Genomic DNA, 16726 nt, shown 5'->3' on the forward strand with positions numbered 1-16726 from the left:
ATATCGGCGGTGTCCACCTCTTCCCATTCCGAACAGAGAAGTTAAGCCCGCCAGAGCCGATGGTACTGCGGTAAAACGTGGGAGAGTAGGTCGGTGCCAAACTTTACAATCAGCCCCCTTCAGTAATGATCGGGGCTTTTTTTATACATTGACTTTTTTAAGTCAAAGGCAGCCTTCCGTTCCATCACAAATCTAACTTAACAAACGTATCTCAATTAGTGCTAAATGGTTATTAGCAACTGCTAATTGGCAACTGGCTTACTTCTCCGGTTAATACTTTTCATTATCAATATAAGCTGTTGTAAATCGTTATCAGATCGGGCTTCGCCAAATAGTTGTATCTTTTCGTACCAGGCAGTAGTATCAGTATTCTGAATAATTATCTGGGTATAATAATGGAAAGTACAACGTTTATATTCAAGTTCTCAAGTCGGCCCAAAAACAACATCTTCTGCTTAATTACAGGGCAGTCATTTGGGTATAAATGTTTGTTAGGGAAATTTTCCAGGTATATTCTACCTGTTGGTGAAACAGTATCGCGTGTATTTTTAGGTTTGAATGTAAACCACCAGTAATCTGTGCCTTGATATTTTGTGAGCTTGTAATTCCTGGGAATAGAAATAGTTAGGTTACTCTTACCAAGATCAACCTTTCGAACTGTGGTGTCCGTATAAATATTGGGGATAATATCTTTTCGTTTAGGCTGATAAGTTTTGTTTTGAAAACTAAGTACAGCAGACAAACAGGTGATAAGCAATAGTGCGAATTTTAAATTCATTCACTAATTTGCTCATTATAAGGGATAAATAAAACTATTTAATCCTGTACAATTCCCAGTCAGGTGTTTCATAAACTTTTTGCACAAGCATCCCGGAGTCATTAGTGCGCATAAAGTTAAAGTAAGTGTTATTGAGCTGGGTATAGCCCTTTACCCTGTTTGACGGACTTGCCACCAAGATATAGCTCACATAGCCCCTCGGCGTTTCTATCGCGGTTAAAAATTTATCCTGGTATGGCATTACCAGTTTTTGAATGTTATCTACAAATGCCGCTACCGGGTAGGCAATAGCATCATCAGCCATAATCAGGCTGTTATCAGGCAGGGCGTTAATATAATCGGCAATATCCTTACTCTCATCCTGGTCGTGGTTTTCAACAGGTTTGCGCAGCATTATCATAAACTTTTGCTCATCGCTAATAGGCGAGCGGTTTAAAAAGTAATAGCCGGTAAATATTTGTATGGCCATACCAATACCCATTAGTATCCTCAGTGTCTTTTTATTTTTATATGATTCGAGCTTAAAAATAATGCACAGCAGTGCCAGTATTATAAATATTAAATAAAATTCATGCGCTATATAAATCTTGTCGTACTTGAGCCGCAAAAATTCAATAAAGGCAAACGGTGTAAGTAGTGTTAATACCTGGTAGGTATTTTGGCGGTACATATACAACGCGAGCAATATTAGCGGAGCGTACATGATCATTTTTAACGATAGCAGCACAGCCGAATCGGGCATTTTATACGTGGTACTATTGGTAACCTCGTCAAAGTTTATTTTATCGGCCAATACGTTCCAGGTAGCGTAGGGGCTTTCAATAAAGTAATTCAGATCATTAGCATGAGTAAGGTTGAGCAGCTTATAACATACAATTGACGCGATAGGTAATATAAATATGATGATATATAGCGCAAAGGTTTTGCTGATAAGCTTACGCCTTAATGATGGGCTGTTAAAACTCAGGAACAATCTGAATATCGATTCCTTTTCGCTCAGGTTAAGGCTTTTTAAAGTGATGGACAATATCAGCGGAATAAAGAACAGCGTTAACCAGATGAACCGGTAATCGCAAAAGGTAAGTGTTACCAGGCAAATACTGGCAAGAGATACGTGGTATGTTGTGTTTGATCGGTAAAACTTCAATATGTTCAAAAAGAACATGTAAAAAAAAGCCAGCACCAGATACAGGCTTTTACCTGCCGTAGCGGCATACAACATACCCGGATGGAATACAAAAAATATCAATAACAGCGCCAGATAAAAATTATCCTTAACATCTTTTAAAAGGGTAGCTGCTATCAAATAAAACAATATGGCCGTACCAATGGCTGATGCTATTACCGGTGCCAGCAAGTAGTTAATAAAAGTAAACAGGAAGGTTGAGTAGAACGGAATAATAGGAGCCGTTAAACCCATTACTTTCAGGCGGTTGCCCAAGCCTTCAAAAACTATCTTTGATTTTTCGATATAAAATAGTGCCTCGGCATTATAATAGCCCAGCTTATTGAAGTACACTCCCAATACCAGGTAGTAAACGGCTAATAAAAAGGTTATTATTAAAAGGAATGTCGATTTCTTTATCATTTTACTACGTTAACCGGGCTGCTCATTTTACTTAAACCGTGATTGGTTTTTTCCCAGTAAAAGGGGTTTACAATTAATTGGTATAAGCCTTTGTATGCCGCTATTGAGTGCAGCATCCAGTATATCGGGTTAGCTACGGCAAAAAGTATTAGTTCATAAAACCTGCGCTTAAATACGGCCATCATATTCACATAGATCATCAGGATGTTGCCTACCATCAGGTTAAAGATGGACATGAACAGTACCCAATCCGGAAAGAGGGTACGGATGGTTGACAGGTCAAACAATATATAGTTCAAAAATATGATGAGCAGCAGCGGGTATACCAAAAAGGTAATTGGGGTTGCGCCTATAAAAAAACTGAACCCTAAAAAGCCTTTCAGGCCTATCTTACGGTACAGGGCGATCGGGTCGCGCATGTGTACCAGGTAGGTTTGCATGTAGCCCTTTATCCAGCGCGAGCGTTGGCGTATCCAGTTAATGGGTTCGTTGTTAGCCTCTTCGTATGTTGTGGAATTAACCACTGCTATTTTATATCCCTTAGCATAAGCGCGCACACCCAGGTCGGCATCCTCGGTAACGTTAAAAGGATCCCAGGCGCCAAGCTCTACCAGGTTTTCCATTTTAAAATGGTTGCTTGTACCGCCCAGCGGGATAGGAATATCCAGGGTATCAAGCCCCGGAAGCATATAATCAAACCAATACGAATACTCAAGGGTGAACATACGCGTCAAAAAGTTTTCATTACGGTTAAAGTAATTCAACGAACATTGTACGCATATAAAGTTATCGGGCATCTTGTTGAATAAAGCTACCACTTTTTTAAGCTGATCCGTATCCGGTATATCCTCGGCATCGTAAATGGTTAAAAAAGTTCCGCGCGAAAAGTGCAGACCGTAATTACATGCTTTCGGCTTGGTTTTAGGCATATGAAAAGGCACTACAATAACCTCAAACGTAGCCGGAAAATCGAGGTTACGTACCGCGTTAAGGGTTTTGTCATCATCCTCTTCAATCAGGAGCTTTATATCCAGTTGCTCGCGGGGGTAATCAATACTTTGCAGGTTCCATATCAATTTTTTGATCAGCTTATCCTCCTTGTACACCGGCAGGTGTATGGTATAAACCGGCAGGTCATCCGTTACTACGTCACGCACTTCCTGGTTGGTTACCGCCTGGTGCAGCTCAAACCTCGAGCCCACCAGTGCCAAAAATAGCTTGAACGAGATGGCTATTAAAAAGAAGAAACTCAGTATTACATTGATGGTAATGGAGGTATTCTTAAAATTAAGTACCAGGCCTACACAAATCACGCCTAACAGTACAAACAAAAATATAAGTTGCTTTGATGTAAAGGTAACCCGCGCGGAATTTGCCGGATCGCGGTGCATCAGTTCAAACACGGCCGATTTTACATATTTCTCGCCCAATAACCGGTGGCTCATCCAGGTGATATCCAGATCAGATGCTATGATGATCTCCGGCTCCAGATCGTAAGTAAAACGTACGAAATCGATAAAAAGCTGGTCGGTTGGGTCGGCCATCAGGGTTATCAGTTTGCCATCCTGCACGCGCAGGGGTAGCGCCACATGATCATTAGCCAGTTTCAGCTCTATTTTGCTGAGTATATCCTTGTCATACTCCTCTTCACGTATTTGGTTAAGCGGATAGCCCGCGTTTATAAGCGAACGCTCATAGTTTTTACGGGATATGTAGCCAAAGTTGAGGGCTACCTTAATAAAGGCCTGCCCCAATTTTGCCGAAAGCTTTTCAATGCTCTCGCGTTCGGCGGGGGTAATAAAGCCGTCGGTAATTAATAGCTCAGCAACAGAGGTTATCATCAATACTAAAGGTTAGCCGGGCTTTAGCAATTAAAGTCCGGCGATATATGAATATTATTATTATTCGTTAAACAGATCCTGAGAACTTTGTACCCTTGAACGTACGTACAGGAATGATACCAGTATCAATATCAAAATACCCAGCAGTATATACAGGTTGTAGCTTTCCCAAAATTGAGCAAGCCCGCTTTTGGTATCTACGTACTCCAGGTTTTCGCTTGATTTATTAATGTTAAAAAGGTATTTATTGGTGTTAATATCAGAGATACACACGTTGCTTGACAGGGTTGACAATTGCTCGGTAATTGAACGCGCAACAGATAAAAATGCCTCGGCCGGGTGTTTGCCGGTTGCGGTAAGTACCAGGGTAGCATTATTGCTGCGGCCATAAAATATTTGTGCCAGGCCGTTTGATACACTGTCTGATAGGGAATAAACCACCTTATTATTATCCGCGTTGTATAGGCGAAACTTTTGGTTGAACTTTATAGGCGCGTCCGGAAATTCATCCATCAGCTTATCATTTTGTGATAACAGCGCAACCACGTTATATTTTTTCAGATCGCCCGGTTGTACTTCGTCTGAGTATACAATCTCCGGAAAGTTGTTGGCATTGATGTTATTGTTAAGCTCGTAAATGATCTCGCCCAGGGCCGCGGCAGCGTGTTTTGCATAGTTACGGCTAACAATAAGCCGTGTTGAGCCGCTGTTAAATGCTTCGGGATACTGGTAAAAACTCAGATCATTGGTAATGAAAGGGTTTTTTGATGCCAGGTATGATTTATCAACATCAATCTCACAAAAGAAATTGGTAAAGCTGTTTTGGCAGTTGCCGCTGCTTGGGTAAAACCTGAATTCGGCCTCCAGCGTATTGTATTTATGGTGCTGGTAGCGGTTAATGGTTACGGCGGTATTCAGCTTGCCCGATGCGTCGAGCTTTTCACTGCTGATGAGTAAACCATTAAGGTAAATGTTAAAAAAGCCGCGATCGCCGGGGTTAAGGCTGCTGTAAATACCAACAAAGCGTATCTCAACCTCCTTTGGTGTAAAGCTAAAATCGCTGTTTTTAAAGTTATATACAGTTTTTAATGAACCAATGCCCGACATGAAAGTGCTGGTACCGCCTACCTGTTTTAATGATAATTTTGAGCGGCTTTCGTCAATATTTTGAAAAAAGCTGTTCTCGGCGTTATTTATCAGCAGGTAGTCGCCATAGGTTGAGTTAAGTATATTCATGTTACCCAGGGCGGTAATAGCCTTTTCGTAACCACGGTTATCACCGCCTGAAACAAACAGAATTTCATTAGGTACCACGCTGGTTGATACCGTTTTAACCGGAACCAGTTTGCCGCGTACATCAACCATGGTGGTAAGCGTATCGGTAAGTGAGGTTATGGATTTGTGCAGGTAAAACAGGCCTTGCCCGTCCTGCGGATTTACTTTTACCAGGCGGCGCTGTGCTTCGGGCAGTTGCGATACATCGCCCACCATAATATAATTCTTAACACTATCAGGTACCTTACCGGCCTCGTACACATGTATCTCCTTTGATTGTGTTTTTTTAAGTCTTGCGTATGCCCATGCTACAGCTTTCAGATCGTGCAGTGACGGGTTTGCCGGATATACTATAGCGCGTTTTGATTCAAAGCAGTTGCTGATATTTACGTTATTAAAAAAATTCTTGTTGCTTTTTACCAGTGAAAGGTACGAGTAGCCTTTTATCTTGATCCACATGGCCGGGTTATCCAGGTCGCGGCATTTATCATCGCTGATGGTTAGCAGGGTTTTAACCTGTACTTTTAAATACTTTTCGGGCGATAGGTCAGCCCTTGACAGGTTGATCACTATTTTTTGTAAAGAATCCTTGGTTAGCCTTGAACTGATCACCGGCTGATCATTGATAAGGATGTTGATAAAGGAATGATCCTTGATCAATGCCTGCGATGGCTCAAAGTACATTACCAGTTTACTGCCGTTCATCTCAACCAGCGGACTGATCCTCAAAAAGTACGATGAAGCGCCGCTCATGCCGTAAATGGCATTATCCGGATGCCCCATTGATTTGAACGACACAACGCTTTGCGCCCTGGTGTTGATTGAAAGTACAAGTAAAAAGGCTAAGAAGGTAAGAACTCTCTTCATTGGTTGCATATTAATTTATAACGTAAAATTCTACTCTGAAATAGTTGCCATTATCATCACTGCGATAATAAATATCGCCGCCCATCTCCATGGTCATGAGTTTGGCAATTGAAAGGCCCAGGCCCAGGCGGCTCTCCTGCACGGCACCCACATCATTTAATGTTTTTAGTTTGTTGAACATCATATCCAACTCCTGCTGGCCAATGGCTATGCCCTCGTCAATAATTTCTAAAACAAATTTTTGGCGCTGCAGGCTGGTAACCACTTTAATGTTGTTATTGGTTTGCGAAAATTTTATAGCATTTGACAGCAAATTTTGGAACACCTGCCCGGCAAATACACGGTCGAGCTTAACATTTAGCGGTAGCTTCAATATATAGTCAATCAGGTGTATGTTTTTCATGTGGGCGGTTTCCTGCAAGCCTTTAAAAACATATTGCACCTCCTGGTTGGCATCAAATATCTCCAGGTTAAACTTAATCTCAGGTGATGAGATCTCCTTAACATCCATCAGCTTATTAAGCATATACTGCATCTTCTCGGCCGATTCGGTAATGTAACCAACAAACTCCTTTTGGTCATTGCTCAGACGGTAATCCTCATCCTTAACCATATTATTACTCATAATAATGGAGCCTATCAGGTTTTTAAGGTCGTGCCCGGCAATGTTTATAAAGCTGTTCTTCTGCTCGTCAAGCTTGCGCAGTTGCTCGTACTGCATATCAATAATATTGTTCTTCTCATTAATATCCTGGTACTGGGCCTTCAGTTGTTCGTTTGATTTTTCGATCAGTATCTGTGCCTGTACCTCGCGGGCAAGTACTTTATAGCGGGCATGGGGTATAATGGTTGATATTACCACAATAACAAAAAAGAACTGGCCGCCGTTGCTTACCAGCAGATCAATAGTATACTCGTTAAACGTGTTAAAAAATATCGCTAAAAATAAAAAGGCAGCCAGTGCCTGTATAATAGAGTTAAGCGCTTCCCAAAATACCTGCAGGTTAAAAAACAGGATGATGGCCGCGTACAGCAAAAAATAAATATTTATTGATTCGATATTGACCAGGTTGCACAACAACGCCGTGCTTACTGACAGGATAGCGATAACCAGATGCAGCAGTATGCGGTAGCTTTGCTTACGCGCCTGAAAAAAGTTATACAGCATATAGATCACAAAAACCGATGTAAGGCGCACGATCAAAAAACTAACCCATAGCTGATTTGCGTATATAAAATCAACGATGCTAAAAAGCGGGTATAGAAAGATGATAGTCCAGATGATGATATTGGTTTGGTACCAGGCCTTTTTTAATACCTCTTTTGAGAATTCCTCTTTAGTGATCTTTAAAAACATTATGCAGTAGTTGAAATATTAGGGCAACAGGTTTAGTAATTCTTTTCATTGATGTCCATCAATCTAAACATCACTGGTAAAAACCGGGAATTAACAGTTCCATAATCACAAAAAGTAAACCAAATGCCCCGGAGATACAGGTTGTGAAAAGGTAAAACCCCGGCAGTTAGTGGGGGCGGGCTAAACATGTATCTGTTTAAAAAGATGGTATAATTTAAGCACTACACGTATATTTTGCTAAAACAGGTTTACAGAGGCCTTTAAAATAGATCAAACTAAAATCGTTTATAAGTGTTTAGTTAACTAAAGGCTGTGCAGAATATTCTGTAAAACAAAGATTTTTATTTTTAACATACCGGATACCTGATTTAGTATTATGGTAAACAGTTGGGGTGTGGGCAAAAAAGTGGGGCAATATTTCCATATTGTGCGGAAAATTTTTCCTATATGTTAATCAATTGTGGTTTGAATGACGATAAATCTACGTGTGAACGTTCAAAAATGATCTTCATCATACCACCCCAAAATGTATTGTTACTAAGTTAATTTAACTAACTTTGAGCCCTAATAAATTGCTATGAGATATTTTGAAGAAAAAAGAAGGGAAGTAATGACGCATATTGAAAAATACATGCTTGATAAGATGCATGATTTTTTAAAGCCGATTGACACCATTTGGCAACCTGCCGACTTTTTGCCGGATTCTTCAAGAGATACTTTTTTTAGTGAGATAAAAGAACTGCAGGAAAGCGCCGAAGGCCTTTCTTACGATCTGATAGCCGTATTGATAGGTGATACCATTACCGAGGAGGCGCTGCCGACTTATGAATCATGGCTTACCATGGTTGAAGGTGTATCACGGGACGAAGAAGGCGGCTGGATGAAATGGACCCGTTACTGGACTGCCGAAGAGAACCGCCACGGCGATCTGCTTAATAAATACTTATACCTGTCGGGCCGTGTAAATATGCGCATGATGGAAGTATCAACCCAGTACTTAATTGCTGATGGGTTTGATATAGGCACCGGTGCCGATCCGTACCGCAACTTTATTTATACTTCGTTCCAGGAGCTGGCTACAAACGTATCGCACCGCCGCGTAGCATCGCAGGCCAAAAAACATGGCGATACGCTGTTGTCGAAAATGTGCGGCGTTATCGCGTCAGACGAAGCGCGCCATGCCAAAGCTTATAAATATTTTATTGAAAAGATATTTGAGGTAGACGCGAGTGAGGCCATGCTGGCTTTTGAGGATATGATGCGCAAAAAGATTGTTATGCCTGCACATTTTTTACGTGAGGTGGGGCTTAAAATAGGTCAAACATTCGGTCACTTTACTGATGCGGCGCAACGCCTGGGTATTTATACCGCTGTTGATTATGTTGACATACTGAAAGAGCTGATAGAGGACTGGCATATTGAAAGCGTTACCGACCTTAATGCCGAAGCTGAGAAAGCCCGCGATTACATCATGAAACTGCCTGAGCGTTTATTGCGCGTGGCCGAGCGCATGAAGAACCCGATGCTCGAATACAAATTCAGTTGGATAAACGGTTAGATCTGCGGCGCGGTAGCGCCCAGATGTTTTACAAACAGATCATCCAAAACTGATTCGAGCGTAAGCACATTCACATCATCCACATAATGTTCTGATTTAGCTACCTCCAGCGTATTGCTGCCGGTAGCCGTCAGCCTGAAAAGAAAGCCATCATACAGGTCAGGCTTTTGTATGTCTATACTTTGCCCGTTCAGCAACAGGTCAAAATTAATTTCTTCATTACGGTGCTCGGCAAACTGCCGGTTCAGGTTAGCCTTTAAATAATCGTACAAGTTATCAACCAATAACGGTTTTGTGGTGTTTATAATTTTCATAACCTGTGTTTAACGGTTAAATTTGATGTTATTGATACAACCTTGTACTCGTTTATAATGTTTTACTTAAATCATCTGCTTTTATGAACTACAAATTGTTAGGCCGTTCGGGCCTCAAGGTGTCTGAGCTTTGTTTAGGTACCATGGGTTTTGGTACCGAGGCCGGCTGGGGTGCTGATAAAGAAACCAGCTTTGCCATTATGGATACTTTTGCCAATGCCGGCGGTAATTTTATTGATACGGCCAATATTTATAAACTGGGCACCAGCGAAAAAATAATAGGTGAGTATGTAAGCAACCACGATCGTGATTACTTTGTGCTGGCCACCAAATACACCTTGCTGGATAACCGCACCAATCCAAACGCATCAGGCAATAACCGCAAAAACATGATGCGCAGCGTTGAGGAAAGCCTGAAACGCCTGAAAACTGATTTTATTGATGTGCTGTACCTGCACATCTGGGATAATATTACGCCTATTGACGAAGTATTGCGCGGATTGGATGACCTGGTAAAACAAGGCAAAATAAATTATGCCGCTATTAGCGATACACCCGCCTGGGTGGTTGCCAAAGGTAATACCCTTGCCGAACTGATGGGCTGGAGCCAGTTGATCGCTTTGCAAATTGAGTATAGCCTGTTGCAGCGCACACCCGAGCGCGAACTGATACCTATGGCCAAACATTTCGGCATGACTGTTACACCATGGGCGCCGTTGGCCGGGGGAGCTTTAACAGGCAAATACCTGCGCGGCGAGCAGGGGCGTATAAAGCCCGAAAGCAAGCGTTTGGATGATAACAGTGTTATCATCACCAAAAAAGTGGTGGAGATAGCTGACGAATTAGGGGTATCACCAGGCAATGTAGCATTGGAGTGGACACGCCGCCAGGGCTTTTCATCGATACCCATTGTAGGCGCCACAAAAGTTAGCCAGTTAAAAGATAACTTGAAGGTAACAAACGTAGCACTTACCGATGCGCACTTAAAAGCGCTTGACGAAGTGAGTGCCGTGCCACTCGGTTTCCCCGGCGACTTTTTTAAAGAGGATGCTGTAAAAGTTAACTCCTTTGGCGGGTTTTATGATAAGGTGGAAAAACGGTAGCTTAACCGTTTTACAACTATATGGTGTGCGTTTGACGCTGTTAATTTAGGTAACAGGTAGTTAATTAAATGTCAGTAAACTATATTTTAAAAAAATAACGGATTGAAATTCATTGGGTTAAACTGATTTTAATAAGTTCGTATATTATTTCGCATTTAGGTGCGTTATAATGCTATGTAAGTTCAATTCTTACATATGTGATAAGGTTTAGGTTGAGAGTCCCCGGGCAGCGAGTGCAAGGGGGCTCTTATTTTTTTAGTATACTTGAACCTTGTTTTTAACTATCTGCATGACCGAACTGAAATCCAAACTCCATACCCTTTGCCTCAACTACGTACAGCAGCGTATAAATAATGCCGAGCAGGCCATTGCCGAAGCTCAGCAATCCGCAAATAACGAAACCAAAAGCAGCGCAGGCGATAAATACGAAACCGGCCGCGCCATGATGCAGCAGGAAACAGACCGCAATATGGCCCAGCTAAACGAGGCTAATAAACTAAAGGTGGTACTTAATCATTTAAGTACGGTGAGCAATGCCGGCGGCATAGCCGATGCGGGCAGCATTGTTGTAACCAACAACGGTAACTTTTATATATCAATAAGCGCGGGTGTATTACATGCGGATGGGGCAGCATATATTGCTGTATCGGCCGCATCGCCTATCGGTGTACTGTTAAAAGGTAAAAAGGCCGGTGATAACTTTGCCCTTAACGGCAAAAGTTACCAGGTAGAAAAAGTTTACTGATCAGGTGCATTTACAGGTAAGTAAACGGATATTTCAGTACCCACGCCGGGCTCGCTGTGTAGTTTAATACGGCCTTTATTTACCTCGGTAAATTGTTTGATAAGCAGCAGGCCAATGCCTGCGCCCTGCTCATGATTGGTGCCGTAGCCGCTAATGCTTTTGCCTACTACCTTAAAAAGCTTACCCATTTTTTCGAGGCTTATGCCAACACCGGTATCTTTAATATGAATTACCTGGTTAGGACCATCGTGGGTGTATGATATGGTAACGGAGCCGCCGGACGGGGTGAACTTAATAGCATTGCCAACCAGGTTTTGCACAATGATTTTTACATGATCCGGGTCTGCAAAAATTTGCTTGGTGCCGGTATGCTCATGTATCAACTGTACATTTTTATTACCCGCAAGGTAGGCCGATACATTTATTACCTCATTAACAATAACTGTCGCATCAAATTCACGTGGTTGGGTAATATTGCCTTCTAACTGGCTGTTGGCCCAAAGTAACAGGTTATTCACCATGGTTGATATTTGGCCTACCTGCTTATAAAAATTATCCAGTATCCTGTTACGCTCGTCCTCTGTTAATTCATCATCGCGTATCAGCTCAATAGTTTGCATGATGGAAGCGAACGGCCCCCGGAGATCATGACTGATAACCGAGAAGAGCTGATTTTTGGTGTGGTTTATGGCATCAAGCTTTTCGTTTTGCTGACTTATTTCTTCCTTTTGGTTGGCAATGGATCTGTTGCGCCGTTCCAGCTTATTATTAAGGCTGGTTTTTTGCACATTGCTCCGGCTCATAATTACCGCAAATATGCTTATGCAAACAGTAAGTACGCCTATGGCTACCAGTAAAAGTTGGTTGAACCGTGTTTTTTGCGTGTGTATCTCGTTCTCTTTTTCCAGCTTGATGTTTTCATCCCGTTGTTGTTTAAGGTGCAGGTAATCCAGCTTTTTTGCTTTGTTGTCATTCAGCAAGCTATCGTTATACACATTCATCTGTGTGTTGTAGCGGTAGGCCTGTTCAAAATTGCCTGTAGCGGCATAGGCCTGTGCCAGTATTTTTAAAGCCCTTACCTCATCCCAAAGGCTTTGTACCTCATGGGCCAGTTGCCGGCTTTTAACAGCATTTTTTAATGCAGCATCATAATTACCCAGTTCGTATTGGGCTTGTGCCAAACCTGAGTAGGCAAAAGCGTTTTCCCACTTATCCTGATATTTGCCGTTTATTACCCTGTTATGGAAGGCAATGGCCGTTTTATAAAGCTTAAAATCGTAATAAGTTTCGCCTATGCGGTTATAAATCATAGCCACCATTTGCTCATCGTTAGTGTGTAAAGCGATGGCTTTGGCCTGGTTAAGATAGTCAAATGCTTTTGTCGAATCCTGAAGCTCATCATAGCTTAGCCCGATGTTGAATAACATACGCACTGTTTTACCCGGTAAGCCCAGTTGCTTATATATCTTCAGCGCTTTTGCAAACTCAGCTATGGCATCCTTAAACTCATCCTGCCCAAGGTATATCAGCCCCCTGAGCTGGTAGGCATCTCCCTTGCCCCTTTTGTAATTGATACGCGAACTAATATCCATTAACCGTGATGCCGCTTCGAGCGATTGAAAGTACGATCCCTTTACATAATAAGCGCCGCCAATACTTGCCCAGGCGTTTGCCTCACCCTCGGAGCTATGGGTTTGGCGGGCAATAGTTAATGCCGTATTACCAAACAGCAAAGAGCTGTCAGTATTATCAGTACGGTAGGCGGATGCAAGGTTTGTTAACAGTTTGATGTTGGCCGTATCCCGGTAAAAGCCCTTTGATTTTTTTAACTTGTTAAATTGCCGCAGCAGGCTGTCAGTATTTTGGGCATAGCCAGTTATTGTAAAAAGTAAGGCGATAAGGCAAAAAAGGCAACGTTTAAATATCATGTAACAGGCAACAGCGGGAGTTCAAATGTTGTAATTACTGTTGAAAATATCAAATTATACCAGTTTAAACGTATAAAAAAATAAAAAAGGCGACCCATTTATGAGCCGCCTATACATAATAGAGTGTATTTATGAGGTCAATTATTTTTTATAGATCACTTTAGCCGTTACATTATAAAAGCGTGTGGTGTCGCTATCCGGCTCATAACGTGTAACGTATTTTACCGTTTCTGTTTTACCTTCAAGGGCAGTTTGCTGGGTAATGGCTTGTTCGGCCGAATCATATTCCTTGTAAAAGTTGAACTTACGTTCAAACTTAACATTAACTACTGTTTTACCGGCTATTGTAGTATCGGTAACTATTTTTACAAACTGGTTAAGGTTGTTTGATTTCCAGTTTTTTACAGTTGTGCCCCATTGGGTAACTGTGGTATAATCAAGTCCCTGCAATGCTGTGCCGCTGTAATCCTCATTAAATATAATGTACCATGAGCTGCTGTAACGATCCTTATCAATAAGCAGGTGTACCTTCTCGTTAAATGCAAGGTTAAGTTTGCTGCCTTCAACGCTGGTTGAAATAACCTGTACCGGGGTTTTATAAATTACCGGCGTAATAGTTAAAGTAGCTAAAAGCTTTTTATCTTCTTCAGTCGCCGGTTTGGTAACTTCTTGATTATTTGGTATGGTTGAGTCAGGCAAAACATCGTTAAGTTTTTTGCAGCTTGCAAAGGCAACGATAGTTAAGGCACTTAGTATTATTCTTTTCATACCACAGGTAATCCAATTATAAGTCCAATGCCAAAAAATGTCGTGTTTTAACCCGTTCACGAAATATTGGCTATAAAAGCGAAATTTTTAAAATGAAGGCAATTTTTCATGGTTTATTTTCTTAAAAATATAATTAATGCCAATTATGTATAACCTAAAAGAAATGTTTTTGGATATGGGAAAATAAATCACACCTAAAAGTTTTAAAATAGGTGTAACCTTATTATTAGATTTTCGTATGGCGAAATTGTTTTAACAAAAAGCGGGTAAATATTTCACCACTTGGGTAAGGTATGGGGAATTAATTACCCGTTTTTGGTAAATAGATTTACCAGTATTTAGCTATATTTAGCTATCCAATTATAAATTTTTATGAAAAATAAATTAATTATTGCCCTTGCATTACTTTTTCCTGCAATAGTATGCCAGGCTAAGGTTGTTTTACCCGGATGCTTTACTGATGATATGGTACTTCAGCAAAAAAGCAATGTCAACTTATGGGGAAAGGCCAATGTGGGGAAAAATTTGGTCATAACTACTTCTTGGAATAAAAAAAGCTACACTATTAAACCCGATGCCGGCGGTAACTGGACGGCAAAGATAGCCACGCCTGCTTATGGCGGACCTTATACTATCACATTTAATGATGGCGAGCAAACTGAACTTAAAAATATATTGATAGGAGAGGTATGGGTATGTTCGGGCCAGTCAAATATGGAAATGACACCTACCGCCATGTATGGTGATATCCTGAATTTTCAGCAGGAGAAAGCGGCAGCGAATTATCCGCAGATACGGATGCTCAAAATAGAGAACGTTACCAATATAAAACCACAAACCGAACTTAAAACACGAGGTGCCTGGCAAATATGCACGCCTGAAAGTTTCCCTAAATTTTCGACAGTGGCTTACTTTTTTGCCCGCAATTTGTACGAGAGCAAACACATCCCGATAGGTATTATAAATACTACCTGGGGCGGTACCATTGCCGAGGCCTGGACAAGCGGCGATGCCCTGAAGCAGATGCCCGCATTTCAAAAACCTGTTGCCGATATGGAAAACAGCCCGGACGAAAAGGAACTGTTGGCGCGTTATGAGGGTGAACTGAAACAATGGATGGGTTTGATAGATAAAAAAGATCCGTCATACAGCAATGGAAAATTGCCATGGATTGAAAACGCCTACAATGATGCCGCCTGGAAAACCATTAAGGTGCCCGGTTTTTGGGAAACCGCGGGTTTGCCCAATTTTGATGGGGTAATAGGTTTCAGAAAGGTAATCAATGTGCCTGCCGCCTGGGCAGGTAAAGATCTGGTATTGAACCTGGGCGCTTTGGATGATATTGATGTTACCTGGTTTAACGGTACTGAAGTTGGGCATAACGAGGTGTTTTATGCTAACCGCAGCTATACCATACCCGGCAAACTGGTAAAGGCAGGGCCAAATGTAATTGCTGTGCGCATATTTGATACCGGCGGTAACGGTGGTTTTGATAACAAACCGGTAAGCATTGCCCCGGTTGGTGATGTCGCCGCGGCAATTGATCTGGCTGGCGAGTGGAAGTATAATATCATCAATAAAATGAGTGATATGCCGCCAATGCCATATCGCCCGGATGGCCCAAACCGCCCAACCGTGTTGTACAATGCGATGGTGAGCCCCATCATTAATTACACTATAAAGGGTGCTATATGGTACCAGGGCGAAAGCAACGCCGACAGGGCTTACCAATACCGTACACTTTTCCCGCTCATGATTAATAACTGGCGCGCTAAATGGGGACAAGGCAATTTCCCTTTTTACTTTGTGCAGTTAGCGGCGTTTATGCCCAAAGATAATGCGCCGGTTGAATCAGCCTGGGCAGAATTGCGTGAGGCGCAGTTGATGACCTTGAAGCAGCCTAACACCGGTATGGCCGTAACTATTGATATTGGCGATGCCGCGAACATTCACCCCGCCAATAAGCAGGAGGTAGGCCGCAGATTGGCACTGATAGCACGTGCTAAAAACTATGGCGAAAAAATAACTTATGCAGGCCCGGCATATACTTCGGTAAAGGCTAACGGTAAAACTATGGAGCTAACCTTTAGCAACGCTGTCGGACTAAAAGTTAAAGGCGATAAACCCACAGGCTTTGCCATTGCCGGTGCTGATAAAAAATTCTATTGGGCCGATGCCAAATTACAAGGCAACAAGGTAATAGTAAGCAGTGCCCAAGTAACCGCGCCGGTTGCGGTGCGCTATGGCTGGGGCAATAACCCCGATTGTAATTTGTACAATGCTGATGATCTGCCTGCCTCGCCCTTCCGTACGGATGACTGGCAGGGCATAACCTTTGGTAAAGAATAATTTGTTAAAGTACAGCAGGTATATTACCTGCTGTACCTCATTACCCTAACCAACTGGCGGTGCCTTTTGGCGGCATAATAATCATTGGTTACCAGTATGGCATGTATAACGCCCGGTATCCAAAAAAATAAGGTAAGTATTATACTCAATATAAATGCGCCTAAACGCCCTGTTGTAAATACAGCGAGCGGAGGCAGTATGATGCAAAGGAAGTAACGCATGGTGTTTAAATTTTTATAGATATATGACGGCCGG

General features: G+C 42.0%; 12 protein-coding genes and 1 rRNA gene. 5 read left to right on the forward strand and 8 right to left on the reverse strand.

The features are described 5' to 3' along the window. Positions 1-102 (forward strand): 5S ribosomal RNA (gene rrf / locus LJ707_RS10460); the annotation flags it as partial. 710 nt (positions 103-812) lie between these two features. Here the strand turns inward: rrf and LJ707_RS10465 are convergent. The 4 genes from LJ707_RS10465 to LJ707_RS10480 are packed head-to-tail and all read right to left on the reverse strand — an operon-like array spanning position 813 to position 7706. Further along, a complete protein-coding gene (locus LJ707_RS10465) occupies positions 813-2366 on the reverse strand; it encodes a hypothetical protein (RefSeq protein ID WP_228950780.1) in 1554 nt (517 codons plus the stop codon). Beyond that, positions 2363-4207, reverse strand: a complete 1845-nt coding sequence (locus LJ707_RS10470) for a glycosyltransferase family 2 protein (RefSeq protein WP_228950781.1) — start codon at positions 4205-4207, stop codon at positions 2363-2365. Before LJ707_RS10470 ends, LJ707_RS10465 begins: the two co-directional genes overlap by 4 nt. Positions 4208-4267: 60 nt before the next feature. Next, positions 4268-6349 carry a cellulose biosynthesis cyclic di-GMP-binding regulatory protein BcsB gene (locus LJ707_RS10475; RefSeq protein ID WP_228950782.1) on the reverse strand — a complete coding sequence of 694 codons (2082 nt, stop codon included), beginning with the start codon at positions 6347-6349 and terminating at the stop codon, positions 4268-4270. Positions 6350-6359: 10 nt separating this feature from the next. Continuing rightward, positions 6360-7706 (reverse strand): sensor histidine kinase KdpD, encoded by a 1347-nt coding sequence (locus tag LJ707_RS10480; RefSeq protein WP_228950783.1) that lies wholly within the window; start codon positions 7704-7706, stop codon positions 6360-6362. A gap of 577 nt (positions 7707-8283) precedes the next feature. Between LJ707_RS10480 and LJ707_RS10485 the strand changes: the two genes are divergently transcribed. After that, the gene (locus LJ707_RS10485) at positions 8284-9264 is read left to right on the forward strand and encodes an acyl-ACP desaturase (RefSeq protein WP_228950784.1); all 981 of its coding nucleotides are present in this window, start codon (positions 8284-8286) and stop codon (positions 9262-9264) included. Here LJ707_RS10485 and LJ707_RS10490 read toward each other — a convergent pair. Then, positions 9261-9578, reverse strand: coding sequence for a hypothetical protein (locus tag LJ707_RS10490; RefSeq protein ID WP_228950785.1), 318 nt, complete (start codon positions 9576-9578; stop codon positions 9261-9263). The two genes, LJ707_RS10485 and LJ707_RS10490, sit on opposite strands and share 4 nt — an antisense overlap. Positions 9579-9661: 83 nt before the next feature. On the opposite strand from LJ707_RS10490, the gene LJ707_RS10495 reads away from it, so the two are divergent. Both LJ707_RS10495 and LJ707_RS10500 read left to right on the forward strand, forming a co-directional pair. Next, positions 9662-10681 carry an aldo/keto reductase gene (locus LJ707_RS10495; protein ID WP_228950786.1) on the forward strand — a complete coding sequence of 340 codons (1020 nt, stop codon included), beginning with the start codon at positions 9662-9664 and terminating at the stop codon, positions 10679-10681. A gap of 289 nt (positions 10682-10970) precedes the next feature. Then, positions 10971-11426 carry a 3-oxoacyl-ACP synthase gene (locus LJ707_RS10500; protein ID WP_228950787.1) on the forward strand — a complete coding sequence of 152 codons (456 nt, stop codon included), beginning with the start codon at positions 10971-10973 and terminating at the stop codon, positions 11424-11426. On the opposite strand, the gene LJ707_RS10505 is transcribed toward LJ707_RS10500, so the two are convergent. Beyond that, on the reverse strand, positions 11420-13354 hold the full coding sequence (locus LJ707_RS10505; RefSeq protein WP_228950788.1) for an ATP-binding protein: 1935 nt from the start codon (positions 13352-13354) through the stop codon (positions 11420-11422). The two genes, LJ707_RS10500 and LJ707_RS10505, sit on opposite strands and share 7 nt — an antisense overlap. Positions 13355-13495: 141 nt before the next feature. Next, entirely contained in the window at positions 13496-14122 is a 627-nt protein-coding gene (locus LJ707_RS10510) for a hypothetical protein (protein ID WP_228950789.1), read from the reverse strand. 372 nt (positions 14123-14494) lie between these two features. Between LJ707_RS10510 and LJ707_RS10515 the strand changes: the two genes are divergently transcribed. Then, positions 14495-16471 (forward strand): sialate O-acetylesterase, encoded by a 1977-nt coding sequence (locus LJ707_RS10515; protein WP_228950790.1) that lies wholly within the window; start codon positions 14495-14497, stop codon positions 16469-16471. A 23-nt stretch (positions 16472-16494) separates the two neighbouring features. On the opposite strand, the gene LJ707_RS10520 is transcribed toward LJ707_RS10515, so the two are convergent. Continuing rightward, a complete protein-coding gene (locus tag LJ707_RS10520; protein WP_228950791.1) occupies positions 16495-16692 on the reverse strand; it encodes a YqaE/Pmp3 family membrane protein in 198 nt (65 codons plus the stop codon). Between the last annotated feature and the right edge of the window lie 34 nt (positions 16693-16726).

The sequence above is a fragment of the Mucilaginibacter sp. UR6-1 genome, from assembly GCF_020880975.1.
GTDB lineage: Bacteria > Bacteroidota > Bacteroidia > Sphingobacteriales > Sphingobacteriaceae > Mucilaginibacter.